The 26,030-nt window shown below is 35.2% G+C and carries 23 protein-coding genes; 18 read left to right on the top strand and 5 right to left on the bottom strand.

Features of this window, described 5'->3' with window-relative positions; genetic code table 11:
* Positions 1-7 precede the first annotated feature (7 nt).
* From KKG99_11220 to KKG99_11210, 3 genes are all read left to right on the top strand, one after another.
* On the top strand, positions 8-802 hold the full coding sequence (locus KKG99_11220; GenBank protein ID MBU1013568.1) for a class I SAM-dependent methyltransferase: 795 nt from the start codon (positions 8-10) through the stop codon (positions 800-802).
* A gap of 20 nt (positions 803-822) precedes the next feature.
* Positions 823-1,470, top strand: a complete 648-nt coding sequence (locus KKG99_11215) for an HAD family hydrolase (GenBank protein MBU1013567.1) — start codon at positions 823-825, stop codon at positions 1,468-1,470.
* A 234-nt stretch (positions 1,471-1,704) separates the two neighbouring features.
* Positions 1,705-2,400: a GGDEF domain-containing protein gene (locus tag KKG99_11210; GenBank protein MBU1013566.1), complete on the top strand. Its 696-nt coding sequence runs from the start codon at positions 1,705-1,707 to the stop codon at positions 2,398-2,400.
* Between the two features lie 645 nt (positions 2,401-3,045).
* On the opposite strand, the gene KKG99_11205 is transcribed toward KKG99_11210, so the two are convergent.
* Positions 3,046-3,321 (bottom strand): hypothetical protein, encoded by a 276-nt coding sequence (locus tag KKG99_11205; GenBank protein MBU1013565.1) that lies wholly within the window; start codon positions 3,319-3,321, stop codon positions 3,046-3,048.
* Between the two features lie 310 nt (positions 3,322-3,631).
* Here KKG99_11205 and KKG99_11200 point away from each other — a divergent pair, with 310 nt between their 5' ends.
* Positions 3,632-4,108: a J domain-containing protein gene (locus KKG99_11200; protein MBU1013564.1), complete on the top strand. Its 477-nt coding sequence runs from the start codon at positions 3,632-3,634 to the stop codon at positions 4,106-4,108.
* A 219-nt stretch (positions 4,109-4,327) separates the two neighbouring features.
* Entirely contained in the window at positions 4,328-4,984 is a 657-nt protein-coding gene (locus KKG99_11195; protein ID MBU1013563.1) for a hypothetical protein, read from the top strand.
* 325 nt (positions 4,985-5,309) lie between these two features.
* On the opposite strand, the gene KKG99_11190 is transcribed toward KKG99_11195, so the two are convergent.
* A complete protein-coding gene (locus tag KKG99_11190) occupies positions 5,310-5,570 on the bottom strand; it encodes a hypothetical protein (protein ID MBU1013562.1) in 261 nt (86 codons plus the stop codon).
* Between the two features lie 268 nt (positions 5,571-5,838).
* Here KKG99_11190 and KKG99_11185 point away from each other — a divergent pair, with 268 nt between their 5' ends.
* On the top strand, positions 5,839-6,288 hold the full coding sequence (locus KKG99_11185) for an adenylyltransferase/cytidyltransferase family protein (GenBank protein ID MBU1013561.1): 450 nt from the start codon (positions 5,839-5,841) through the stop codon (positions 6,286-6,288).
* Positions 6,289-6,316: 28 nt separating this feature from the next.
* On the opposite strand, the gene KKG99_11180 is transcribed toward KKG99_11185, so the two are convergent.
* Complete coding sequence (locus KKG99_11180) at positions 6,317-6,709, bottom strand: hypothetical protein (protein MBU1013560.1); 393 nt, start codon at positions 6,707-6,709, stop codon at positions 6,317-6,319.
* Positions 6,710-6,771: 62 nt separating this feature from the next.
* A complete protein-coding gene (locus KKG99_11175; protein MBU1013559.1) occupies positions 6,772-7,347 on the bottom strand; it encodes a sigma-70 family RNA polymerase sigma factor in 576 nt (191 codons plus the stop codon).
* Between the two features lie 250 nt (positions 7,348-7,597).
* On the opposite strand from KKG99_11175, the gene KKG99_11170 reads away from it, so the two are divergent.
* The 8 genes from KKG99_11170 (at position 7,598) to KKG99_11135 (ending at position 17,800) form a co-directional block, all read left to right on the top strand.
* Positions 7,598-8,191 carry a hypothetical protein gene (locus tag KKG99_11170; protein ID MBU1013558.1) on the top strand — a complete coding sequence of 198 codons (594 nt, stop codon included), beginning with the start codon at positions 7,598-7,600 and terminating at the stop codon, positions 8,189-8,191.
* A gap of 185 nt (positions 8,192-8,376) precedes the next feature.
* On the top strand, positions 8,377-9,489 hold the full coding sequence (locus KKG99_11165; GenBank protein ID MBU1013557.1) for a L,D-transpeptidase family protein: 1,113 nt from the start codon (positions 8,377-8,379) through the stop codon (positions 9,487-9,489).
* Between the two features lie 4 nt (positions 9,490-9,493).
* Positions 9,494-10,279 carry a L,D-transpeptidase gene (locus KKG99_11160; GenBank protein MBU1013556.1) on the top strand — a complete coding sequence of 262 codons (786 nt, stop codon included), beginning with the start codon at positions 9,494-9,496 and terminating at the stop codon, positions 10,277-10,279.
* Between the two features lie 17 nt (positions 10,280-10,296).
* Complete coding sequence (locus tag KKG99_11155; GenBank protein MBU1013555.1) at positions 10,297-11,097, top strand: hypothetical protein; 801 nt, start codon at positions 10,297-10,299, stop codon at positions 11,095-11,097.
* A 149-nt stretch (positions 11,098-11,246) separates the two neighbouring features.
* A complete protein-coding gene (locus KKG99_11150; protein MBU1013554.1) occupies positions 11,247-12,620 on the top strand; it encodes a M20/M25/M40 family metallo-hydrolase in 1,374 nt (457 codons plus the stop codon).
* A gap of 179 nt (positions 12,621-12,799) precedes the next feature.
* A complete protein-coding gene (gene pyk, locus KKG99_11145; protein ID MBU1013553.1) occupies positions 12,800-14,230 on the top strand; it encodes a pyruvate kinase in 1,431 nt (476 codons plus the stop codon).
* Positions 14,231-14,389: 159 nt separating this feature from the next.
* Positions 14,390-15,715 carry an insulinase family protein gene (locus KKG99_11140; protein ID MBU1013552.1) on the top strand — a complete coding sequence of 442 codons (1,326 nt, stop codon included), beginning with the start codon at positions 14,390-14,392 and terminating at the stop codon, positions 15,713-15,715.
* 27 nt (positions 15,716-15,742) lie between these two features.
* Positions 15,743-17,800 (top strand): insulinase family protein, encoded by a 2,058-nt coding sequence (locus tag KKG99_11135; GenBank protein MBU1013551.1) that lies wholly within the window; start codon positions 15,743-15,745, stop codon positions 17,798-17,800.
* A gap of 95 nt (positions 17,801-17,895) precedes the next feature.
* Here the strand turns inward: KKG99_11135 and KKG99_11130 are convergent, their stop codons facing one another.
* On the bottom strand, positions 17,896-20,226 hold the full coding sequence (locus KKG99_11130; GenBank protein MBU1013550.1) for an ABC transporter permease: 2,331 nt from the start codon (positions 20,224-20,226) through the stop codon (positions 17,896-17,898).
* 644 nt (positions 20,227-20,870) lie between these two features.
* Here KKG99_11130 and KKG99_11125 point away from each other — a divergent pair.
* The 4 genes from KKG99_11125 to KKG99_11110 all read left to right on the top strand — a co-directional run bounded on the left by KKG99_11125 (position 20,871) and on the right by KKG99_11110 (position 26,020).
* Complete coding sequence (locus KKG99_11125; GenBank protein ID MBU1013549.1) at positions 20,871-21,125, top strand: RNA-binding protein; 255 nt, start codon at positions 20,871-20,873, stop codon at positions 21,123-21,125.
* A 19-nt stretch (positions 21,126-21,144) separates the two neighbouring features.
* A complete protein-coding gene (locus tag KKG99_11120; protein MBU1013548.1) occupies positions 21,145-21,345 on the top strand; it encodes a cold shock domain-containing protein in 201 nt (66 codons plus the stop codon).
* A gap of 125 nt (positions 21,346-21,470) precedes the next feature.
* Positions 21,471-21,926, top strand: a complete 456-nt coding sequence (locus KKG99_11115; GenBank protein MBU1013547.1) for a cold shock domain-containing protein — start codon at positions 21,471-21,473, stop codon at positions 21,924-21,926.
* A 956-nt stretch (positions 21,927-22,882) separates the two neighbouring features.
* Positions 22,883-26,020 carry a TonB-dependent receptor gene (locus KKG99_11110; protein MBU1013546.1) on the top strand — a complete coding sequence of 1,046 codons (3,138 nt, stop codon included), beginning with the start codon at positions 22,883-22,885 and terminating at the stop codon, positions 26,018-26,020.
* Positions 26,021-26,030: the final 10 nt, after the last annotated feature.

Raw genomic sequence — 26,030 nt, 5'->3', positions numbered from 1 at the left:
AAGAGAAATGAGCAATAAAAAATTACAAGCTGATTTATTCAAAGGTGCTGCACAGTATTATTCTGCCTTTCGTCCTGGATTGCCACCTCAGGTTGCGATTCACTTAAAGGATCGTTTTAATCTTGACGGAAGGGGTATTCTTCTTGATATGGGATGTGGAACAGGATTGTCGACATTTCCTTTAGCGCCATTTTTCGAAAAAACCATTGCATTTGATACCGATGAAGAAATGTTAAACGAAGCAAAAAAAAACGAGCCCTTAGGTTTTAAAATAGAATGGCAACAACGATCTGATAAAGAAATATCTGTCAATGAAGGACCTTATCGACTTGCCATTGCATGCAGAGCTTTTAATTGGATGGATCAGTACCCACTTTTACAAAAACTTCACAGCATCCTTGAACCAGGTGGCGGTGTTGCATTAATTGGTGATGGAAGCTTTTGGACTGGTAATGAACCTTGGCAAAAAAGAGTTAAAGAAGTTATCCAAGGGTTTTTAGGCCAAAAACGTCGAGCTGGAAACTCAACATATTCCGCACCAGATGAACCTTATATTGTCACATTGAAAAATAATGGTTATGATGATCCACATTATGAAGCTATTCCTTTAATTCGTGAATGGAAAATACAAAGTATTATTGGTTATTTATATTCTACTTCTTTTTCAGCAAAACATCTTTTTGGGGATCGCTTAAAGGAATTTGAAGAAGTTATAAAAGAAGAACTTATTATGGCAAATAATGGGAAAGAAGTTTTTGTTGAGAATACTGAGTTTGTGGTTCAGAGCGGGTTTCATAGATAAGATTAATCGAAAATAAAATAATGAAAAAAGTTAAAATAATTAGCTTTGATATTGGTAACACTCTTATTCAACTTAGTCATGATGGCTTTTGTGCAGAGTTTATAAATAAAACCGGCTTATCTAAAGAAGTGTTATATCCTCTTTTTTTTGAGCATTTTTTAACTAAAAACTATTCTTTACACGACGCTGTCCACAAAGTCTGTAGCATAATTGGATTCAAAAATCCACAAAAACTCATTGACGAATTTCAGCCATCGCCAGTTTTCTTATTTGATGACACGATGTACGTTTTAGAATCTTTATCAAAAAAAGGAATATTATTGGTAGCTATAAGTAATTGTACTCCATGGGAATCTGGCGGAATTGATTCAGTCGGGCTAAACAGGTATTTACAAAAAGTTTTTTATTCTTTTGATATTGGTGCAGCTAAACCTGACCCAGCTATTTTTCAGTTTGTGCAGAAGACACTTGGTGTCCTTCCTCAAAATTTTTTACATGTAGGAGATAGCCTTTTGGCAGATATTGAAGGTGCATTATCAGTGGGTTGGAAAGCAGTTTTTTTAAATAGAGGTAATAATGTCAAGGATAGTGAAATAGGAAAATATAAGGTACCCATTATCAAAAATTTAAGCGAGTTAATATACATGATAGATCAAGAAATTGTATAAAATTTTCCTTTATAAATAATGTAGCACTAAATTTAATAAGATATTATGAGTCGCTCAAAGCAGTTCCCTTCATCAGCAAGGAACATTTGCAGTATTTATATTTTTTTTGAGAAGAAAAATCCATTATACAATATTATTATAGGTTTTTTGCTTGTAGGTTTTATTTTCATCCTAAACTTTATCTTAGGATGTCAGATTTATTTTTTCCTTTTATATGTAATTCCTATTTCGTTTTTGGCTTGGTTTGTTGGTCGTAGGGTTGGGATCTTTTCATCATTAATTAGTTTCACTGCCTGGTTTTTTTTAGATATTTCTTTGGTTATTCATTTTCTTAATCCATTTATCATAGCATCTAATAGTTTAATTATTATCACCATTTTCATTTTAATAACTATACTTGTTTCTTCATTTAGAATCTCACTTGATCATGAAAAAAAATTAGCCCGTACTGATAGTTTAACTGGTGCTGCTAATTCGCGTCTATTTTCAGAATTGTTACAAATGGAAGTGGAGCGTTTGGAACGATACAAACACCCTTTTACTTTGGTTTATATTGACACTGATAATCTTAAATTTGTAAATGACAATTATGGCCATACAATAGGAAACCAAGTGCTTATAAATATAGTCGATTTTGCAAAAAACAATTTGCGGAAAGTTGATGTAATATCCAGGCTTGGGGGGGATGAATTTGCATTATTATTACCAGAAACGAGTTATGAATCTTCTAAAATTGTAATATCAAGATTTCAAAAAGGTCTTCTTTCTGAAATGAGAAAAAAGAATTGGCCAATAACTCTAAGCATCGGAGCTGTGACGTGCAATAATGCAAATATCACAGCAGATGAATTATTGAGAATAGCGGATAAATTGATGTATGAAATTAAACGAGAGGGGAAAAATTCAATAAAGCAATGCAATTCTGATTGACTCATTCAAGTAAGATTTTCCCCCGTGCCTATAAAATCCATCGCTCTCACTTAAAATGAAGCGTTACGGGCTTTACTGTCTTTTATAGGCACTCCCCCTCGCCAGCCCTTCTGTTGTTTTTTTCTGTCACACTTTTTGCAATGCCACCGCACAGTGGCACATTGCAATCCTCATTCCGCTGCGCTCCATTGCGGTTGCAAAGAGCCACGCCACCGCTCAAATGCAAAAAGTCGCTTCACTCCAACCACCACCACCGTTACGCTTGTGCCAGAAAAAAACAACCCAAAGCTATATTAACATAATGTGATCTTATAGTACAGCCTATTTTCAGCGGTATAAATGTCATAATTCGGCTGTCCTATAAGCACATTATATTAAATAGCCGCACAGCCTGCCCGCCCCTGACATCGAGCATTCTACCTCCGATTCAGCTTTTCTTTTTGCCCTTTGAGGGGCAATTTTGGCTATCCCTCATCCGACCCACTCCAACGCTCCGGTTTTGTCATGGTTTTTGTGCCTGCCCTTCGGAAACGGCTGCCAGCCCTAAAAAAAATATCAGAACAAAGCCCACCCAATGCAAAGCAGCAAGCAGCAAGGATTTAATTTAGATTAGAGGTTCATTCACTCCACTTCCATTCCATTCCGCTAACGGTTCCGCTTCACTCCACCAACGCTCCATTTCATTTCAGTTCCGTTCATTTCACCACTAATCATTTTTACATTAAGGTTTTGCAGCTTGCTACTTTGCAGCCATCCCTGATTTGTTCGATATTTTTTTCCCAACCCTGCCGTTTCCCCTGCCCTGAAAACAAAAACACAAGCCAAAACCTCCAGCCCGCAGCCATCCCATTGCCGACCCACTTCGCCCGTAGAAACATTGTACCACTGAACCCACCCACCGGAAACATTTGTACCTCGCATCAGCTTCTGTGCATCCCCTAAAAATCAGAAGACATTAGCGGTATCATTAATAAAACCTTTAAGCAAAGATAAGCCGCCCCCGCTCTTGCAAGGTCAAGCCCTACGGGTTTTGCAAAAAAAATCTCCACACCCCTGCAATATTATTTGATTTTTTAAAGGTGCAGGGGGTAGTATTTTTTTCGCAAAAACCTTGCAATTCAGCCACCGCACCGCTTTTTGGTTGCTTAAGGTTTCATTAATGAATTATTCTTTTTATGCGAGCCGTAGGCGAAGCTCACAGCGATTTTTTAACATTTAATCAACAGTAGCAATGAAAACAGACTTTTTCAAAGATTGTACTTCCTTAGATGAAGTAAAAAAGCGGTACAAAGAACTTGCTTTAAAACACCATCCCGACCGGGGCGGAGAAACTGCCACGATGCAGCAAATTAATGCTGAATATGAAAGTATCCTGAAAAATCCGTTCTTTTCGTTTGCCGAGAAATCAGAACAGGAGCAACAGGAATTTATCAAGTACCCGGAAATCATTGACCAGATAATCGGCTTACATGGCATTAATATTGAATTAATCGGTAACTGGATTTGGCTGAGTGGCAACACTTACCCGCACCGTCAGCAATTAAAGCAAACAGGCTTTTACTTCGCACCAAAAAAGGTAATGTGGTATTACCGGCCACCTGACTACAAAAGTGCCAACAAAAGCCCGAAAACAATCGAATACATCCGTAACAAATACGGTAGCGATGTAATCGATAATCCTTCAAGAAAATTCGAGCTTACTACATGACAAAAGGGAGCCAAAAACTCCCTTTTTATTTTTAAACAATTTGAAGTAAAAGAAAGCATAAGCATACATTACGTTCTCATAATCAGTATATTACTTGTAATCAGGTGCTTTTCGACCTATTTTTGTAACGGATTTGAACAACGAAGTATTTAAGCCGTACCAAGTCTGTATCAAGTCCACTTAATTAAAAAGAGTTATTCACCTTTAAATTTTATAAAAATGGCTATTGTACAAAATCCGATCACTGGCAGAACCAAAAAGAAATTCGGTACTGCCGTTTTTTCAAAGCAGTTTGGTAAAAACGTAATGCGTTCAAAACCGATTGAAGTAAAGAACCCTCAGACTGAAGGACAGGTAACACAGCGAAACAAATTCGCAACCACTGTTGACCTTGTCAGGCAAGTTTTGCCGCTCATCAATGAAGTTTATGCCGGTAGCTTGAAGAAAATGTCGCCCTTCAACAAAATCACGAGTATCAACGTAAAAAATGCCTTTGCAGGTGATCCTCCTGTAATTGACCATTCAAAGGTTGTTCTCTGTGACTTTGATGGAAGCACGGTAAACAATGTTACCCTTACCGGAGAGCCCAACCAGGTTATGGATATTGCCTGGGACCCGAATACACAAAATCCTGATGAGCTTGCAAGCTCCCTGACATTTGTGTTATTCAACTGCACCACCAACAAAGCAGTGATTTATCCTGATGCTGCAACCCGTGCCGATGGTTCAGCCTCCGTAGTTGCTCCATCAGAATGGGTAGATGCATTAACTGCATTACACGTTGTAACTACCGATTACACTCAATTCTTGTCGAACATGCCAAAGAGAGTAATCAAATTCAAAGCAGGTAATGATTTAGCCAGTAAGGTTAAGTAGAAGAAACCTGAATTGAACAGAGCCCTTGGTGAAGATCAAGGGCTTTTTTATTGCCTAAAAATCCGTAAAATTCTTCCTATCTTTGCATTACGATTTCATTTGATATTTGCTTTTTTGTTGCCCATTCGTTGCCAAAAGTACATAATTAACTGATAATCAGTATTACATTACATATTGTATCGGAAAGTAAATGAGGCTGGTATTTGCTAAGCCATTTGGCGTAGTCAAATACTTAAGTCGAATTTATCCCGATGAGTGAAACGAAATCGGGATCTTTCAAAAGTCAACCAAATCTGGAATAGATTACTTCGATACTTCCTTTTAATTAAAAATACCTTAATCTGATAAATCTTGGCATTTTTCTTAATTCAAAAATGATATCTTCAAAAAATGTATCAGCCGACTTGGTCATTTCAAGTTTCCATTGATCGCCAAGCCATTTGTTAAATAATGGACAATATGTTAGATAATAGTGACTACCGGCATTTGGATAAATCGTTACTCCGCCTAAAACAATCCCTAGGGTTGAATCGTACAAATCACATCTTGCAAAATCAATGCTTTCTTTAAAAAATTTCCTACTCAAAAAATACAAAAAAAATGATTCAATTTAATGACCATAAATGGCAATGACTTTCTATTAAATTTTAAAATAATTTAATTCAGGATAACTTATGATGACATTATTCTATAGAACTTAATTTAATTTATTTAGAAATAGAATTTGTTAAATACTTCGTTGAAAAGTAAATTACTGCCATTGAAATTACAAGATGCTTTTTCATTTAATTTACAAATGCTTGTTAATAATTTCAAATTTAATCTCATAATTAATCTTATCAAAATTTGATTTAATGAAAAAATATGACATCATGATTCTTTCTGGAGGATTTGATCCCGTTCATAAAGGACATATCAGAATGTTTAAAGCTGCTAAAAACATGGCTCACAAGGTAATCGTCGGTCTGAATTCAGATGCCTGGCTTGTGAATAAAAAAGAAAGATGTTTCATGAATTATGCGGAAAGATCAGAAATAATCTCAGCATTTCGGGATGTAGATCAAGTAATGCAGTTTAGTGATTCTGACGGAACAGCTTTAGATTTATTAGCAAGGGTTCAACGTTTATATCCTGATTGTTCATTGGCATTTGGCAATGGTGGCGGAAGAACAGAAGATAATACTCCTGAGCGCGGGTTTTGTACTGCCTACCATATTGACATGGTTTGGCAACTTGGAGGGGGAAAAGTGCAGAGCAGTTCCGAATTAGTGATGCATACTAACATCTCTGATACGTTTAATTAAATAATAAAACGCTTATCTTATTGGAATTTTAAAGCTCTACTTTACTAAGTATAGAGCCATTTTTATCTGAGGATATTCTATATCGTTTCAAATTTGAATCTCGAACGATCAATTCATAATTTAACACCTCTGGAATAAATATAGAAATACAATTCATTATTTCACCTTCCTTCTCAACAGCCTTTGCAATTGGATTGGGAATTGCCTCAATGGAAAGATTCGTTTTAAGTTCAATTAAATTCCCCTCAAGGTTAAAAAGGCTTATTTTCTCTTTACCTTCTTCAGTAAAAACAGCCTCCACACTATCTTTGAGTTTACACCATTCAACCCCAATTGCTTTAGGAAATAATTGTTTAAACTTAATTTTTATATGATCTGGGGCCGTGTTTTTCTTTGCAAATATTGACTTAATAAAATCCATTAAAATTTTTAATTACTGTATAAAGACGAGGAATTTAAAAAAAGTAACGATAAATCATTTGATTATTCATCTTTTCTGGAGGTTTTATAAAGATATAATAATCTGGTCTTTGCCCTTTTAAGTCTCATCTTCACGGCACTCTCTGTTATGCGCATTGACTCACTTATCTGCTTTAGGCTCATATCGTCCTGATATTTCATTAGAAGAAGGGCTTTTTCTTCTGTATGTAGTTTTTCCATGAGTTCAACTATAAACTCATAACTTATTTTATCATTTTCATCAACTTCTTCAGCATCACTGATATCAGGTAATTCCTGTTTTCTATTCCATTCAGGATAATGAAGCTTCTTTTTCTCGCGCAGGTAATCAATGCAATTATTGTATGTTATTGCATAAAGCCATGTAGAAAAAGAGGAATTACCTTTAAAAGTATCAAGTTTCTCATAAGCCCTAGCCATTATGTCCGTAGCCAATTCGGTTGAGAGGTCACGGTTTTTCAGAAAAGAATAGCACTTATTGAGTACTTTCCCATAGTATCTTTCATATATTACTTTAAAGTGAACCTTATCCTTCTCTTTAAGTATTAAAGAAATAAGTTCTTCATCAGAAACCGATAAAAAATCTGTTGCGGGATGCATTTATTAATATTAAAGACATAACAAATATAAAAGATTCCTGTATTTTAATATAAGAATTATGAAAATATTGTATATTTGCTGATATAATAAATATTAATCAAAAGTCGGTTACTTTTTTTTAAATTCACGTCTTAATCAAAGTTAACAATTCAGAATAAACCTTTAATCTATCTAAATAACAATTGGCAAAAGGATAAACGCTGATGTTAAATATTAAACTAACATTATAATAATTAAAAAAAACAAAAAAATGAAGAACAAAATTTTCATGGGATTTTTAGCAATCGCATTGGTTGCAGTTCTAACAAGTTGCGGTAAAGCACCTCAAGTTGAAATGGATGCAGCTCAGGCTGCTGTTGCTACTGCAAAGACTGCAGAAGCAGATCTTTATGTGCCTGGAGAATACAAAGCTATTCAGGATTCACTAAATGCAGTTTTAGAAAATATTGAAGCTAGAAAAGGCAAATTGTTTGTTAGATTTACCGAAGAGAAAGAAAAACTTGTTGCTATAACAGCAAAAGCTGAAGTAGTTAAAGCAAATGGAGAAGCTGCCAAAGCTAAACTAATTGCTGAAATCGAAACAATGTTTTCACAAATGACAGAACTTGTGGCTGAGAACAATGCCCTTGTTGCCAAAGCTCCTAAAGGTAAAGGCGGTGCCGCTGTTATTGCTGAAATCAAAAGCGAAATGGCTGTAATTGATGCTTCAGTAGTTGAAGCAAATACTTTGTTTACAGATGGTAGCTATTTTGCTGCAAAAGCTAAACTAAAATCAGCACAAGAAAGCGCAATGGCTATCAATACTGAGTTAAAAGAAGCAATTGCTAAAAAAGGCGGTAAATAACATTTACGTTTATCTATAAAAATATCCCCATATAATTCTGGGGATATTTTTATTTAAAGTTTAATGCCTCATTAATTTTAATGAGTTTTAGATATCTTATTTTTTGTTTTAGGAAGAAGTTAATGGAAAATGATATTTCCTGATTTACTTCCTTATTTTTTGTTATCAAGGGTTGAGTAATTATTATGAGGCGGATTATCAGGTTTTTTATTATAACAATTTTAAGTGTATCATTTCTTTTGGGTTTGTATTATGCAATGATTGTTTTATCGCCAAAACCACCGCTTCAAGAAATCGGATCAGCCCGAAATGCGCTTTCAGAAGCATGGTCGAAAGGAGCCGGAAACTATACTCCCGAAATGATGAAGCAGGCACAAGAACTTTATGATTCAGCAATGATTATCTGGAAAAGTGAAAATGAAAGATTTTTACTTTTCAGGGATTATGAAATTGTTCAAAAAAAAGCAATTGAGTCTTGTCAGATTGCGTTAGAAGCCATCGGCTATACGAAAAAAACTTCAGATAACTTAAAAGATGTTGGAAAAGCGAGAATAAATGAACTCCGCTTAAAAGTCTTAAAATCAAGCTCTTTATTCAGTCGTTTGCCACTTCCGGTTAAAATTCGAAAAAACAACATTCAGGGAAAACTATTACTTGGCGAAGCAGAAAATTCATTCAATCATGGCGATTATATCAAAACCCAAGCATTATTGATTGAAGCTAAAAATTTGCTAGACTCTTCATACGACTTCTCTGATAAGTTTATCACTGATTATTTCTCAGCTTACCCTCAGTGGACAAAATGGGTTAAAAAAACAATTGAGGATTCAAAGAAAAATAAAAGCGTTGCCATTGTCGTCGATAAATTTGACCGCAAATGTTTTATCTATCAATCCGGTAAATTAAAGCATACATTTGAAGCAGAACTTGGCAAAAATTGGATTGGGCATAAAAAAGTTAAAGGGGATAATTCTACACCTGAAGGAATGTACAGTGTCCTTAAAAAAAAGGATGGCAAAAACACTATTTATTACAAAGCTTTACTTATTAATTATCCAAACCCTGAAGATAAAGAAGAATTCCATCGTGAAAAAAACAATGGTAATATTTCACGAAACTCAACACTCGGTAGCCTAATTGAAATTCATGGACAGGGTGGTAAAGGGGTTGATTGGACAAATGGATGTGTAGCATTGACCGACAAAGAAATGGACATAATATATAAACTATCTTCAGTCGGAACCCCAATCACTATTGTGGGTTCACTAAAACAGCTCAGCGAAGTAATTAATCGTTAGGATTATGAAAGATCAAATCAAACCTTATATTTTAATTGCAAAATCCAACTCTCTAAAAGCCGGGAAATTTGCATTTAACGTATCTAGCAATGTTTATGACTATTTAATGCATAGCAAATTGGGCATTATTTTTTTATGGAGTTGGTTTATTATTAGAATCGTCCTTACTGTTTTAATTTTTTCTTTCCTCATGATTGAAGGTGTAACTGCCATTTCAGAATTTCAGTTATTGACCGGGAGCGGTAAAGTATCTCCCGACAAAACACTTGCAAAGGAACAAGACAAACTTAAAGAATCACTTATCAAAGATCTAGCTCAGCTTGAAAAGAGGATGAATACTTTTACCCCGATACATCCATACATCATTATCAATACTACCGAAAACAAGTTTTACATATATAAAGGTTCCAAACTTTTAAAAGAAGGAAAATGTTCAACAGGCAGTTACATAAACCTCATTGGGGATAACAATAAAAGTTGGATTTTTAAGACCCCCCGAGGCGAAAGAAAAATATTGAGAAAGACTAAAGCACCTGTTTGGAAAAAACCAGACTGGGCATTCATTGAAGAAGGAATTCCTGTACCGTCTATGTCACATTCCTCCAGATTCGAGTATAATGTGCTTGGCGATTATTCGCTTGCACTTGGTGATGGTTACCTTATTCACGGCACCATTTATAAACGTCAGCTTGGCATGCCCGTAACACACGGTTGCGTGCGTTTGAATGATGACGACTTGGAATTTGTTTATAAAACTCTTCAAATTGGTTCAAGAGTTTTCATTTATTGAAATAAAAGCTAATTTATATGTATGAGAATAATGATATTCAAATAAAAAAAAGTAAACGATCATGGTATCGTTATTTTTTATATTTCTTATTATTGATATTGGTTTTCTTTTCAATTACTGAAGTAATAACCTTAATATTTCAAAAAAAAGCAATTTCTTCACAATACGGGCAGGGAGGACAATCTCACAAAATTGAAAGGGCTCTTTATTCGCAGGAAACAATAGAGTTACTGCGTAAAAAATCATATTTGTCAGGAAGAATTGATATGGCTAAATCCGATAGTATTACCATGGTTATTAGTTTAGTTGATTCGGTTATAAGGCTTGAATTAAAAGGAGTTATCATTCACAGAGCCCCGATACTTAAATATTCAAAAAATAGATTGTTTGAGAGTTCTGATCAATTTGCAATAAGCAATCTTTTGTCTGTTCCCGGTAAGGTCACTTCATTTGAAGGAACATTACCAAAAGAACCCATGATGATAAAAATTGCACCTAAAGATACTATTGAAGCAAGTATCCCGGATATTGCACCCGACACCTCAAAGGTTGAACCGGTTTACTATCGTCTTAATCTTGATAATGGCGTTATAATCAACATATCAGAAGTAAAATCAAAATCCTTTTTTCAGAATATGCCAGATTTCACTTTTAATATCACCGAAAAGATTTCACAAATCTGGGATAACGCATCCTCTCTGATGAGTGGAAAACGTCCTAAAAACATCCTGTATATTCGCTTAAGGGTTGATGCCAGGGATGGAAGGATTATTTACCGTGCACTTCCTTATAAGGCGCGAGTTACAGTGCGAATGTAACTTAATCTGCCTTGTGCTTATATTCGGTTTACTTTTCGGCTTAAATTATGTATGACTTGTCTGTGTCCTCTTTTCAATTAATAGATAGATTAAATCTATTGTTCATTGATTTTTCTTAATTTAGGCACTTTAATTATGCTTATACTACTATGAAAAAAACTTCATTTCTCCTGTCAATTGTATTATATACTTTTACGCTTACGGCCCAAAACGAGGCACTTGAGGTTAAAAATATTTTTGATCATGCATTGAAAAGTGATGTTGCCTATAATCAACTTAAATGGTTGTGTGAAAATACGGCAGGACGTATTTGTGGAACCCCTGAAGCAGCCGCCGCAGTTGAATACATGAGACAAGAAATGCTGAAAATGGATCTGGATACTGTGTATTTGCAATCTTGTATGGTTAAGAATTGGAAACGGGGAGAGCCCGAAAAAGCATACATCCTATCAAAAAAGATGGGTCGTATAGAAGTTCCGGTATCTGCACTTGGATTAAGCATTGGAACAGGAAAAGATGGTTTACTCGCCAAAATTGTTGAAGTATCAAGCTTTAAAGAGATGGAATTATTGGGGAAAAATAAAATTGAAGGAAAAATCGTATTCTTTAATAAACCTATGGATCCTACATTGATAAATACTTTTAGTGCATATGGAGGTGCAGCCGGACTCAGAACAGGAGGAGCTTCTGAAGCCGCAAAGTATGGGGCAATTGGAGTTGTAGTCAGATCACTTACTTTGGCATCTGATGATCATCCACATACAGGAGTCATGCAGTATCAGGATAGTGAAAAGAAAATCCCTGCAATTATGATCAGTACAAATGCAGCCGATCTTTTAAGCTCGTCTATAAAAAAAGAAAGTGATCTCGAGTTTTATTTCAGAACTACCTGCCAAACCTATGCTGATGTTCCTTCCAATAATGTAATTGGAGAAATACGTGGAACAAAATACCCTGATCAAATTATTACCATTGGAGGACATTTAGATGCCTGGGATACAGGACAGGGAGCTCATGATGATGGGGGCGGTTGCGTTCAGTCAATCGAAGTATTACGGTTGTTCTTAGAACTGGATATTAAACCAAACTTCACGATACGTGCAGTTATGTTTATGGACGAAGAAGTAGCCCAACGTGGAGGTCAAAAGTATGCTGAAATGGCTGATCAAAATCATGAAAATCACGTTATGGCTATTGAACTTGACAGAGGCGTTTTAGTTCCCAGAGCAGTGGCATTTTCAAATTACGATAAGGATAATGCCAAACACCGGAAAATTGCTGAATTATTAACTCCGTACAATATTAATATTATCAAAGGTGGCGGAGGTGTTGATATCGGACCGTTAAAACAATATTATCCAAACATTATATTTGGCGATTTAGTTACTGATGACCAGCGCTATTTTGATTTTCACCATTCAGGAAACGATCGATTTGAACACGTAAATAAAAGAGAATTACAATTGGGTGCTGCAACAATAGCTTCTCTCATATACTTAATTGACCATTTGGGAGTTGAATAGAATGAGCTATGCCCGCCCGTTCCTAACGGAACGTTCGGGCGGGAGTTTTGTGTTGTGAGTTAAGTTTAAATTTCATCACGTTTCATCAATCACGAATAACAAAATCTTATTAAAATATACTTTCTCTTAATACATCCTTCGGTCCTTTTCATTTACCTTTGCTTATAAACTCCATTTAAATGAAGAAAACAAAAATAGTTGCTACCATTTCCGATAAAAATTGCACCAGGAAATTTATTCAAGATTTATATGACAATGGACTAAATGTTGTCAGATTAAATACTGCGCATCAATCAACGGAAGGCGCTTTAAGGGTGATAGAGATGGTCAGACAGGTATCTGATAAAATTGCCATTTTAATTGACACCAAAGGTCCCGAAATTAGAACGAACGAATGTGGAGAAGGATTGAGTTTTAAGGCCGGCGAAGAAGTACTCATAAAAGGGGATCCAAATCAGGTTTGTAATACCAAATGTCTATACGTTAATTATTCAGGATTTGTTAAGGAAGTAAAAGAAGGAAGCGAAATTTTAATTGATGACGGATACATTATTTTAACCGTTATTAGTAAATCAAACGACTCGCTGATTTGTCGCTTTCAAACTGATTCGCTTGTTAAAAGTCGTAAAAGCGTAAATGTGCCTCAAACAAATTTCGACCTACCCTCCATCAATAAAAAAGACAAAGAGTTTATCCAATTTGCCATTGAACAGGATATTGATTTTATAGCTCATAGTTTTGTGCGAAACAAAGAAGATGTACTGGCTGTTCAAGAAATTCTGGATAAATCAGAAAGTAAAATTAAAATCATTGCAAAAATCGAAAACCAGCAAGGGGTCAATAATATCGATGAAATACTCGATTACGCATATGGAATTATGGTAGCAAGGGGTGATTTAAGTGTAGAAATCCCTTACGAACAAACTCCTGCTGTTCAAAGAAAACTGATTGAAAAATGCATTAATAAGCGTAAACCGGTAATCATTGCAACGCAAATGCTTCATTCGATGATCGATTATCCAAGGCCAACACGTGCCGAGGTAAGCGATATTGCAGGTGCAGTTTATAATCAAGCCGACGCATTAATGCTTAGTGGTGAGACTGCTTTTGGGAAATATCCGATCGAAGCGATAGCCACAATGACAAAAGTTGCTGCCGAAGTTGAAAAAAGTACTGATTCATTTCGCAATATTGAGCCGGTTGTTTTAAATAGCGATGTCTCCGCTTTTTTAACTAAAGCAACTGTCGAAGCATCAGTCAACCTCAATGCTGCTGCAATTGTAGCTGATACAATTTCAGGGCGTACAATACGGAATCTTTCGGGTTACCGGGGCGAAAAGCCTGTTTATGCAATTTGTTACCACAAAAGAACAATGCGCGAACTTGCTTTAACTTATGGTGTTTACCCTCAATTTATGGAGCGTAAAAATTCATCTCACGAATTTTTGCAAGAGTCGCTTAACCTATTATTGTTAGAAGCAAAACTCGACAAAAAAGACCTGGTGGTAATTATTGCCGGAAATTTTGGCTTACATCATGGAGCCAGTTATATTGAGGCCGGAACCATTGAAAACCTTCTCAATTTGCATACTCCAGGCTTAACATTTTAATTGTCCGGCTTTGGTAAATTTGCTTTCGAAACTCAAAAATCAAATTACCCAAAGGGTTTTGATAAAATTTATTTTTATATTTGCGTAATAAAAAGATTCTTACTCCCCAAAGAATTTAATTGTAGAATTAACAAATTCAAATTATTTAATAATTTAATGATGAAAAAAATCTCAATCCTAACCTTAGCACTTTTTATTGTTGTTCTTGGAAAAACTTCCACAGCAGCTGAAATTAAATTTAAGGAGTTTAAGCTCCCGAATGGATTGCACGTTATCGTGCATGAGGATCATTCAGTGCCAATCGTAGCTATTTCGGTTATGTACCATGTCGGATCGAAAAATGAACAGCCGGACAGAACCGGATTTGCTCACTTTTTTGAACACCTGATGTTTGAAGGCACCAAAAACATTGAACGCTTCGAGTATGATAAGTTAGTTGAAAGTGCAGGCGGTACATTAAACGCCAACACCAGTAACGACCGAACGTATTATTACGAAATACTTCCGTCTAATCAGCTTGAACTTGGCTTATGGCTTGAGTCAGAAAGGATGCTTCATGCCCGGGTTGATTCTATAGGAATTGCTACGCAGAAAGGTGTGGTTATCGAAGAAATGAAACAACGTGTAATTAATCAACCTTATGGCTCTTTACTGCAAGAGTTACAGTCGCACGGTTTTACTAAACACCCATATAAATGGACCGTATTGGGAAGTGCAGATCACATTAGAGAAGCTAAAGATGAAGAATTTAAAAAGTTTTACGATTCATTTTATGTTCCCAATAATGCCGTTTTAGTTTTAGCGGGAGATATTGATTTTAAGGATGCCAAAAAATTGGTTGAAAAATACTTTAGCGATATTCCAAAATTGGAAGAAGAAATTTACCGTCCAAATATCATTGAAGATATTAAATATGCAGAAGTTAGGGATACCATTTATGACAACATCCAATTACCGGCTGTTTTTCAAGCGTATCATATCCCAAAAATGGGAAGTAAAGATTATTATGCTGTTGAAATATTAAGCCAACTTCTGGCAACAGGTCAAAGTTCAAGATTGTACAAATCATTGGTTGATGACCAACAACTCGCCATTCAAGTTGCCGCGATACCTCTCCCGTTTGAAGATCCGGGATTGGCTATCATTTTAGCTCTTCCCAACATGGGCATAGATTGCGGTACCCTTGAAGCTTCAATGGATAAAGAAATTGAAAAAGTTCAAACTGAACTCATTCCTGAAAATGAATTTCAAAAATTAAAAAACCAGATTGAAAACCAAATCGTTAATGAAAATTCAACGATTGAGAACAGAGCAACAAAGCTAGCTGAAAATTACACTTATTTTAAGGATGCCAATAAAATCAATACCGACCTGACTAAATACATGGAAGTTACCAGAGAAGATCTTAAACATGTTGCTAATGAGTATTTCAGGAAAGACAACCGAGTGGTTTTATATTACCTACCTAAATCATCTTCAAAATAATTTTCAATCAAAAAACAACAACGAATCATGAAAAAACTCATATATACCTTATTTATTTTATTCTTAGCAATAACGGTAAATGCGCAGCTCGATAGAACCGTAAGACCAAAAGCAGGACCGGCACCAAAAATCCAGTTGGGCGATTATAATTTATTTACCCTCGACAATGGATTAAAAGTAATCGTAGTTGAAAACCATAAAAATCCTAAAATCACCTATCAGCTCAGCCTCGACATCGACCCAATTCTTGAAAAAGACAAAGCAGGCTATATTTCCATGACCGGAAATCTGTTAAGGGCAGGTACCACTAGCAAGACAAAAGCTGAGATCGATCAGGCAATTGATTTTATCGGTGCATCTTTAATCACCTATTCAACAGGAATTTCAGGCTCAGTTTTGACAAAACACAGTAATGTGTTTCTTGATATTATGAGTGATGTTTTATATCATCCTTCTTTTCCTGAAGATGAATTGGATAAACTTAAAAAACAAAACACTTCAGGTATCCAATTTGGTAAAAACGATGCGAATTCAATTGCAAATAATATTAACTCAGTAATAACCTATGGAAAAGCTCATCCTTATGGTGAAATAATGACTGAAAAATCTATTGAAGGAATTACCATTGATGAATGCAAAAATTATTATAATACTTATTTCAAACCCAATATTGCTTATTTAATTATTGTAGGAGATATTACGCTAAAAGAAGCAAAAAAGCAAGCCAATCAATATTTTGGCAGCTGGAAAAAGGCAGATGTCCCGACTCATTCTTTTGAGTTTCCAACTGTAAATAAAACTCCACGAGTTATAGTTTCTAACAGGGACGGTGCAGTTCAATCGCTAATTATGGTCAGCTATCCTTTAGATTACAAACCAGGAAATCCGGATGCTATCAAAGGAAATGTGTTAAATGCTATTTTTGGTGGAAGTGGTACCTCTACACGTATTAATGCAAATTTAAGAGAAGATAAAGCTTATACTTATGGCGGTTATTCTTCGCTCAATACTGACAAACTTGTTGGATCATTTAACGCATCAGCTGAAGTAAAAGGTGAAGCTACCGACAGTGCAATGGTTGAGTTACTCTATGAAATGAACCGAATAATCACTGAACCGGTTTCCAATGAAGAATTAGAGAAAGTAAAAAGCAAAATGAATGGATCTTTTGCGCGATCGCTTGAAAGTCCATCAACCATAGCAGGTTTTGCCTTAAATATTGAAAAATATCAGCTCCCAAAAGATTATTATGCTACTTATCTGGAAAAACTCAGCAAAGTTACCGTAGCTGATATGCAGGAAATGGCAGCTAAATACCTGAAGCCGGAAAACGCCAATATTATTGCCGTCGGAAATGCTGATGAGCTTATGAAAACCATGGCAAGATTTTCGAAAAGCGGCAAAGTTGAACAATTTGACTTTTATGGAAATCCGGTTAAAAAAATGGATACCCCTAGTGATTTAAGTGGAATGGATATTATTAATAAATATATTGATGCGATTGGTGGTAGAGAGAAACTTTTACAAATAAAAGATATCACCATAAAATCAGGAATGACGATGCAAGGCATGAACCTTGAAATTAACATGTATCAAAAAACGCCCAACAAAATGGTTGTTGAAACGTTGATGGGAGGAAATATGCTCTCGAAATCTGTTTTTAACGGCGAAAAAGCTAAAGTCAAAAGTCCGATGGGCGAGCAAGAATTAACAGGTTCTGACTTAGAAGACATGAAGGTTCAATCAACCTTAAATGCAGAATTGTATTTATCGGAGATGGGCATCACGGTCGAATTAAAAGGTGCAGAAGATGTTGATGGCAAAGCTGCATGGAAAGTACAAGTAACCGCTCCTTCCGGAAAAACTTCGGTTGATTTTTACGATCAGGAAACTGGGCTAAAGGTAAAATCGGTTGCCCAACAAGGACAAATGAGCGTTACCACCCTACTTTCAGATTATCGCGAAGTTGAAGGGGTTTTATTTCCGTTTAAAATGAACCAATCTATGGGCCCGCAATCTTTTGATGTACTTGTTAAATCAATTGAAGTGAATAAAGGAATCGATGATAAAATATTTGAATTGTAATTAACACCAATTGTACTTATCTACAAACTAAATCCCTGATTAATTTGAAATTAATCAGGGATTTTCTTATTTATTCATCAAAATGTTTCGTTATTCTACTCGTATTTTAAGGCATCAATCGGATTTTTATTAGCGGATCGAACCGAATGATAACCAACAATTAGTATTACAAGCAATAGGATTATGAAGCCCGCAATTGGGTATCTTGAAAAATTAATTCCAACATTATCGGCAAAACGCTCGAGCCATTTTAGCGAAACCCAATAAATAACAGGCCACGCAACCACATTTGCAATGATGGTCAGGAGAATAAACTCCTTGCTCATTTCATAAACAATTTTCAAAACAGAAGCCCCAAGTGTCTTTCTGATACTAATTTCTTTTCGCCGAGATACCGCCATAAATGCGATTAATCCGAATAAACCTGATAAAGAAATATAAATAGCCAAAAATGTAAGGATATTGAGAATCTTTGAAACCTTTTTTTCAGCCAAATACATATTTTCAAATTCTTTACTGATAAAACGCATTTTAATGGGCCATATTTGTGCATGTGTATTCCAGACTTTCTCAATCAAACCAACCGTTTTAGAAACATTTTCAGGATGTAATTTGATTAACATTTTATAATAATAATAAGGATAGTTTTCTTCTGCAATTTGGTATACAACTGGAGGTACGGCTTCATGCAATGATTTATTACAAATATTATTTACCACACCAACTATAATTCTGTCTTTCTCATCCCAAAATCCACTCAGGTTCCTTCCAATTGGATCGTTTTCAATACCAAACAATTTTGCAGCAGCTTCATTAATAATGCAAGAATTATTTTCTTCTGCAATATTATTATCCAGAAAATCCCTTCCCATCAATACTTTTGTCCCCAGTATCTTAAAAAAGTTCTTTTCAACTCCAATATAAGCGGCTTGCATTACTTCTTCATTTTTTAAACCAACAACTTCGTATGTTGACCAATTATTGATATTTTCGCCCGGCACATTGTAAGCACCGCTGACCATAACAATTTCTGGATGTTGCTCAAGATCAGTTTTTACATTTTTAAATATTTGAGCCATATCCTCGGTCCACACATTGGTTAATACTATCAATTGCTCCGGATCATGTCCCAAATCCTTATTCTGTGCATACTTTAACTGATCATGTATCAATATTGAACCAATAATCAATGCTATTGAACTCGCTAATTGTAGAACCACCATCACTTGCCTGAACCTGATTTTCGCTCCTCCCCTTTTCGAAACCTCAAGATGCATAAGTCCACCTTTTAGCACTTTTACCGGCTCAAACCTAGACAAAACAAAGGCGGGATAGAATCCTGCAAGCAAAGTAATTAACACTAAAAATGCGAATAACACACTAAACAAAACAAGTAAATTAAGGTTGTAAAGGGATAAGCTTTTCCCTGTTAAGTCATTGAACCAAGGCAACATTGTTTCTACCAAAATTAAGGATGAAATGACCGATAACAAGCTAAGCAGAAAAACTTCAACCAAAAACTGGACGATTAGCTGGCTTTTAATAGCTCCAATTGCCTTACGTAAACCAATTTCTTTTGCTCTTTTTGTAGATTGAGCAGTTGACAGGTTCATATAATTAAAACAAGCCAGTATTAAAACTAAAATGGCGATTGTTAGAAACACGCGAACAATTCCGATGTCTCCGCGGATATAAAAATCATAGCCGATTTCAGCCGATTTCAAATAAATGTCAGAATATGGCTGCAACCGATATTTAGCCCGTTCAACTTCTTCTAAATTCCTTGCCTTTGAAACAAGGTTTGGAATTCTGGAAGCCAAAGTATCCGGATTTAAATGATCATCTAATTTCAGATAAGTGTGCGAAGAATTATTATCCCAACTAGTGAGAACCGAAGAACCAGTACTTCTGAGTACTTCAATATTTATTAAAAAATCAAGCTGAATTGGATCATGATCGGGCGATTTCTCAAGTATCCCGTTAACTACCATTTTTCCTTCATTACCAATTAATAATACCTTGCCCATAGCTTGTTCGTCACCAAAATATTTAATAGCAATTTCGCGTGTAATTACTATTGAATTTGGTTCTTTTAATGCCGTTGAAGGAGTTCCTTCCATTAAATCCCATTTAAAAAAATCGAGAAAATTACTATCAGTAAAAACAACCCTCTCTTCATTAAATCGAATTTCGTTATAGCTAATTACTTCAGATGATTTACGGACCCTTACCCCATCTTCAATTCCCGGCACATCCTTTTGAAGCATCGGCAATAATTTGGCCGTAGTAATTGAGGCCATCTCCTCACGTCCTCTTAAAATCCTATAAACTTTGTCCTTATCTTTTAAGTTCCACCCAAATTGAAGTTCATCATAAACAAAAAGAAAAATAATCAGGCAAGTACTAATTCCAATGGTCAACCCCATGAGATTGATGATTGAAAAAAACTTGTTACGAAATAAATTACGAAATGCAATAATGAGATAGCTCCTGATCATAAGTTCAAGTTGTATTAATTATAACATCAAATTTTCAAAATCTATGCCATGAGCCATATCTTCCTGATATACTGATTTTAAAGCGATTTTTCATATTTTAATATCTATAATAATGTTCCAAAACGAAACGATTTTATGTTCAGTTAAATGCAAACAATGCATCCTGAACTACGAATATGGGATATTTCCTAAATAATTCATAATTACTTTTAACGAATTCCTACATTTTACGGAACTGCTTTATTTTACCATATCAAAAAAAAGCTAAGTACCATATTTCCAAGTCTTTTTCAATTAAAAACATGATTCATTAAATAAATGCGTATCTTTGTAAAAATTTCTGATTTGAGTACATGTGCTTTTATTTACTAATCACCTTTTATTTTTAGTTCATCACTGCCTTTCTTTGAATCCCGATTTTTAAACTTTAATAATAGGTTATTTTTTTAAGCTCATTTTGTTTCATTATCTACCAAGAATCATTTTACCTGTGATTTGGCATTGTAAATAATCAAAGGAAATGGCCAAATCAAACATGTTATTAAAAAAACACAATTTAATATTATAAAAACATGAACATTTATGTAGGAAACCTTGATTTCAAGGTGAGTGAAAATGACCTGGTGGAAATTTTCGAAGAATTTGGAGCTGTTAGTTCCGCGAAAATCATCATTGATAAATTCAGTGATAGAAGCAAAGGATTTGGCTTTGTTACGATGGATAATGATGAACAGGCAAATAAAGCAATTAACGAATTGCATGGTGCTGAATTTAAAAACAGGGATATGGTTGTTAATGAAGCAAAACCAAAAAAAACAGATTATTAATATTTAAACATACATTATTATGACAAAAGGAAAAGTAAAATGGTACAATGAAACCAAAGGTTTTGGGTTCATTGAATCAGAAACAGGTGAGGATATATTCGTACACAGATCAGGATTGGTAAGTTCTTATGGTGGATTACAACCAGATCAGGAAGTTATATTCGAAATTAAACAAGGCGATAAGGGCCTGAATGCAACAAATGTAAAAGTGGCAAATTAATTTATTAAATTGCAAGCAATATTTTAAGCATATTAAAAACTGTTCCTGAAAATATTGGAACAGGATGATTTGAATAACAGCGTATTCGTTGACAATACTTATTATTAACTAATTATAAAATATCTATGGGTCGATCACAAGATACCTTCAACAAAAAGGAAGTCCGAAACAAGAAAGAGAAAAAAAGAAAAGAGAAAGAGAAAAAAAGAATTGCCAGAAAAGATAATGACAAAAAGGGCAGCCTTGATGATATGATCGCTTACGTTGATGAAAATGGAAATATCACTTCTGAAGCTCCGGATCCTAACAGAATAAAGGAAGAACTTAAACTAGAGGATATCGAGATTGGAATTCCTAGTCGCGATAATATTGAAAAAATGGATCCAATCAGAAAAGGAACTGTTACCTTTTTTAACGACTCAAAAGGATACGGATTTATTAAAGACATGGAAACGAAAGAAGGAATCTTCGTGCACATAAATAATGTAATTGATGAGATAAAAGAGGGAAACCTCGTTAGTTTTGAAGTTGAAATGGGGCATAAGGGCCCAACCGCGATGAAAGTAAAGCTTTTCAAATAAGCTCAAATATATACATTAAAAACTTAAAAGGTTTAGCCACTCAGCTAAACCTTTTTTTAATTTCTGTTAAAATAATATTTTACCAATAATGATTAAAAATAAACGCCGCATACAGACGAATATTGCAGCGAAAGTTTTTTTAAAAAATTTTGCTGCAAACAGCAGGGAACCTGACTGCCGCCAGCCTGCCGAACTAGCAGGTCATGCGTGTTATGACCCAAGATCCCTACCTTCAGTTCTGGATCCAATCCTCTGTCTGACAGGAGTTCGAGTGAATAAAACCAAAGTATAATAAAATTACAACAAGGATAGTTTGAATATTTTAAAAAATAAGCTAACCATAAATTATGTGACAATTTTATTTATCAATTTGATATAAAATAAGCCTATTTCGATTCATTTGAACCAAGCTAAAACTTTTAAATTGTAATCATTTTTAAACAAATAATTATAACTTTTAATCGAAACTATTAAAATAATGACAATATTAAAAAATATTTTTTTTTAGTTTTTTTTGAAATAAGAATTTGACACAAAATTGTTTTATAAATTGAATTTTCAAGCGATCGTTTATGAAGACATTAAAGTATTGATATACTTATTGTTATATATAATTGTTTCTAAATAAATATATTTACATTTCTTCCAAGTGAATATTTTCCGGATAATAGACATCCCAAAAATAAGTAATATAAACCTTGAGCTTACTTATTTTTTTGACTAAAATTAACGTTCATTAGTTATCTTTGACTAAAATCATTCACTTTTTGAAAATAGAGTAGATTACTATTAAATGATAGCAATCTATTCTAAACTTTTAATTAACTAATTATTAACTAAACCTAAAAGGCCTATGAGTATTTTTTGATTTTTTATGCACTTGGCGAATGTTATCCAGCCAGGCATAAAAAAATTACATCGATTTTATTTTAAATTTATTAATTAAATTTTTACCTATGAAACGAACATTTACAATTTTTTTATTATTCCTACTTGGAATGCAAATTTCATTTGCACAAGGAAGAGTAATCGCTGGTAAAGTTACCAGTGCAACTGATGGTTCTACAATTCCTGGGGTACAGGTGATTGTTAAGGGAACCACAACAGGTACAACTACCGACATGAACGGTGTTTACAATTTGACAGTACCTGCAACTGCAACTACACTCCAATTTAGTTATATTGGAATGAAAACAACTGTTGTAGAAATCGGAAACTTAACAACAATCAATTTAGTAATGGAAGAAGATTTATTGCTTCTGGATGAGGTTATTGTTGTCGCTTATGGATCCGCAAAAAAAGGTTCATATACCGGATCTGCTACACAAATCAACGCAGAAAAAATGGAATTACGTCCTCTGACAAACATTTCTTCTGCTATTGAAGGAGCTGCAGCAGGTGTCCAGGTTACTTCTGCCTCCGGACAACCGGGCGACGGTGCCGGTATCCGTGTTCGCGGTTACGGTTCTATTAATGCTTCAAGTGCACCCCTTTATGTTGTTGACGGAGTTCCTTTTTCAGGGTATGTATCCGACATTAACATGAACGATGTTGAAAGCCTTACCATTTTAAAAGACGCTGCATCTACTGCTCTTTATGGTAATAAAGCTGCAAATGGAGTGGTTATGATTACTACAAAAAAAGGTAGAAAAGGAAAAGGTGAAATGAGTGTAAGTGTTAGCCAAGGTATTACCAGTCGTGCCGTTCCTGAATACGACCGTGTTGACCCGCTTAACTATTATGTTCTGGCTTGGGAAGCAGATCGAAACCAACGTGTCTTTACCAGTGGTAAAACTTATGATGTAGCCAACCAGGAAGCTACTGATAGACTTATTACCAACCTCGGGCACAATATTACAACCGTGGCCAACAATGCCATCGTTGGAGTTGACGGGAAAATCAATCCTTCTGCTAAAGTCAATCCACTTTATGACGATCTTGACTGGCAAAAAGAAATTATGAATACCGGAAGCCGTAAAAACTACGATGTATCTTATCAAGGTGGTACCGAAATCAGCGATTACTTTGTATCATTAGGCTATCTCGACGAAAAAGGGTTTACCGAAATGTCAGACTATCAGCGTTTCAGTGGACGTATGAACGTAAATATCCAGCCAAAAAAATGGCTCAAAACTGGCTTGAACATTTCAGGTGCAAATTCGGTAGCAAATCAAGCTGCCCAAGGGGGTACTTCCTATGTCAACCCTTTCTTTTTTAGCCGAAATATGGGTGGCATTTATCCTGTTTATTTGCATAACGCTACAACCGGTGAGTACATCCTTGATGCTAATGGTGAAAAAATTTACGACCTTGGAAATATGATCGAACTTGGTGGTGCCACACGTGCTTCCGGCGGATCTCCTGGCCGACATGTTGTTGCTGAAACACTTTGGAACGAAGATACGGATAAAGGTACCAACCTGAGTGCAAAGACCTATCTGGATATCAATTTCATGAAAGATTTCAAATTTACCATGAATGCCAGTTTCGACAAACGTAATTATTATCGTATAAGATTTAACAATAAAGTTGTTGGAGACGGTGCTCCTGCCGGTCGTGGTGGCAGAACTTCCACAATCCGAACAACCACTCAATTAGGACAGTATTTAAACTATAACAAAGTTATCGGAGATCATTCTATCACTGCAATGGCTGCTCATGAGAACTACGAATATGAATACAACTATTTTGATGCATTCCGCAATGGCCTTATTGCCGACGGAAATACTGAATTAATAAACTTTACCGCTACAAGTAGTTTAACATCATATACTAACATTTACCGTACCGAAGGATATTTTGCATTTGTTAATTATGATTATCAAGGCAAATATTATGCTGCATTTAATTACCGTCAGGATGGTTCTTCCCGTTTCTATAAAGAAAACCGCTGGGGTGATTTCTGGTCAGTAAGTGCCGGATGGAGAATTGATCAGGAAGCTTTTATTAAAGATTATACTTGGATCAACATGTTAAAATTAAGGGCATCATACGGAAAAACAGGTAACGATGATGTTGGGTCCTACTATCCTTATCAGGCTTTATATACATTGGGACGTAACAATGCCACTGAACCCGGAATTTTGCAATCTTCACTTCCTGCATTGGATTTGGTTTGGGAATCAAATAATCAGTTCGACATTGCATTGGAATTTGGATTGTTCAATAAATTGTTCGGTACCATTGAATATTACCACAAAATTTCTGAAAACCTGTTGTTTGCAGTACCACTTCCTCGATCAGTTGGTAGTGATAATATTGATCAAAACATAGGTGCGATGTTCAACAGTGGTCTGGAAATTAGCCTTGACTATGAAATAGTTAAAACCAAAGACTTCAGATGGTCAATTGCTGCTAACGTATCTACGTTCAAAAACGAAATAACTAAAATGCCGCAGGAAGAAATTGTTTCAGGCACCAAAAAACTTATGGTAGGCCATTCTATCTATGATTTCTGGTTAAGAGACTGGTACGGCGTTGATCCTGATGACGGTGCTGCTTTGTATTATGCAAATAATACCACTGCCTCAACCGGAATCCGTATTAAAGGTAATGACACCCTGACCACGATGCAAAACAATGCCAAATATCATTATATTGATTCTTCAATTCCTGATGTTCAGGGCAGTATCACTAACAAGGTTTCTTATAAGCAATTTGATTTAAACTTTATGCTCACCTTCGGAATCGGAGGAATGTTCTATAATTCAGACTATGCTGCGATCATGAGTGCTGGAAACTATGGCCGTGCAATGCATACCGATTTATTGAACCGTTGGCAGAATCCTGGTGACATCACCGATGTTCCAAGAATGGATGCTGCAAAAACCAGTGATTTTAATGCTGCTTCAGACAGATGGTTACAAGACAAATCTTATTTAAGCTTAAGAACATTACAACTTACTTATAATCTACCTAGTCAGGTGGCAAATAATTGGGGCGTAACACGTGCACGTGCATACATCAGTGGTGAAAATCTGTTTTCGCTGACTTCAATGAAAGGATTGGATCCTATTGAATCTTTCAGCGGAACCAATTCAAACTATTACCCTGCTGCCCGCGTTATAACTATTGGTCTTAATGTTACATTATAAAATTGAAAAC

The organism is Bacteroidota bacterium (assembly GCA_018816945.1).
Lineage (GTDB): Bacteria > Bacteroidota > Bacteroidia > Bacteroidales.
This window is presented reverse-complemented; position numbering and strand designations above follow the sequence as displayed.

What these genes read in the sequence shown, in the direction of transcription:
- KKG99_11170 (MBU1013558.1), top strand. Translation starts at nt 7,598, where the DNA reads ATGAAGAACAAAATTTTCATGGGATTTTTAGCAATCGCATTGGTTGCA.
- KKG99_11220 (MBU1013568.1), top strand. Translation starts at nt 8, where the DNA reads ATGAGCAATAAAAAATTACAAGCTGATTTATTCAAAGGTGCTGCACAG.
- KKG99_11175 (MBU1013559.1), bottom strand. Translation starts at nt 7,347, where the DNA reads ATGCATCCCGCAACAGATTTTTTATCGGTTTCTGATGAAGAACTTATT.
- pyk (MBU1013553.1), top strand. Translation starts at nt 12,800, where the DNA reads ATGAAGAAAACAAAAATAGTTGCTACCATTTCCGATAAAAATTGCACC.
- KKG99_11160 (MBU1013556.1), top strand. Translation starts at nt 9,494, where the DNA reads ATGAAAGATCAAATCAAACCTTATATTTTAATTGCAAAATCCAACTCT.
- KKG99_11150 (MBU1013554.1), top strand. Translation starts at nt 11,247, where the DNA reads ATGAAAAAAACTTCATTTCTCCTGTCAATTGTATTATATACTTTTACG.
- KKG99_11155 (MBU1013555.1), top strand. Translation starts at nt 10,297, where the DNA reads ATGTATGAGAATAATGATATTCAAATAAAAAAAAGTAAACGATCATGG.
- KKG99_11180 (MBU1013560.1), bottom strand. Translation starts at nt 6,709, where the DNA reads ATGGATTTTATTAAGTCAATATTTGCAAAGAAAAACACGGCCCCAGAT.
- KKG99_11140 (MBU1013552.1), top strand. Translation starts at nt 14,390, where the DNA reads ATGAAAAAAATCTCAATCCTAACCTTAGCACTTTTTATTGTTGTTCTT.
- KKG99_11205 (MBU1013565.1), bottom strand. Translation starts at nt 3,321, where the DNA reads ATGCGAGGTACAAATGTTTCCGGTGGGTGGGTTCAGTGGTACAATGTT.
- KKG99_11135 (MBU1013551.1), top strand. Translation starts at nt 15,743, where the DNA reads ATGAAAAAACTCATATATACCTTATTTATTTTATTCTTAGCAATAACG.
- KKG99_11110 (MBU1013546.1), top strand. Translation starts at nt 22,883, where the DNA reads ATGAAACGAACATTTACAATTTTTTTATTATTCCTACTTGGAATGCAA.
- KKG99_11200 (MBU1013564.1), top strand. Translation starts at nt 3,632, where the DNA reads ATGAAAACAGACTTTTTCAAAGATTGTACTTCCTTAGATGAAGTAAAA.
- KKG99_11185 (MBU1013561.1), top strand. Translation starts at nt 5,839, where the DNA reads ATGAAAAAATATGACATCATGATTCTTTCTGGAGGATTTGATCCCGTT.
- KKG99_11130 (MBU1013550.1), bottom strand. Translation starts at nt 20,226, where the DNA reads ATGGGGTTGACCATTGGAATTAGTACTTGCCTGATTATTTTTCTTTTT.
- KKG99_11165 (MBU1013557.1), top strand. Translation starts at nt 8,377, where the DNA reads ATGAGGCGGATTATCAGGTTTTTTATTATAACAATTTTAAGTGTATCA.
- KKG99_11115 (MBU1013547.1), top strand. Translation starts at nt 21,471, where the DNA reads ATGGGTCGATCACAAGATACCTTCAACAAAAAGGAAGTCCGAAACAAG.
- KKG99_11125 (MBU1013549.1), top strand. Translation starts at nt 20,871, where the DNA reads ATGAACATTTATGTAGGAAACCTTGATTTCAAGGTGAGTGAAAATGAC.
- KKG99_11120 (MBU1013548.1), top strand. Translation starts at nt 21,145, where the DNA reads ATGACAAAAGGAAAAGTAAAATGGTACAATGAAACCAAAGGTTTTGGG.
- KKG99_11215 (MBU1013567.1), top strand. Translation starts at nt 823, where the DNA reads ATGAAAAAAGTTAAAATAATTAGCTTTGATATTGGTAACACTCTTATT.
- KKG99_11195 (MBU1013563.1), top strand. Translation starts at nt 4,328, where the DNA reads ATGGCTATTGTACAAAATCCGATCACTGGCAGAACCAAAAAGAAATTC.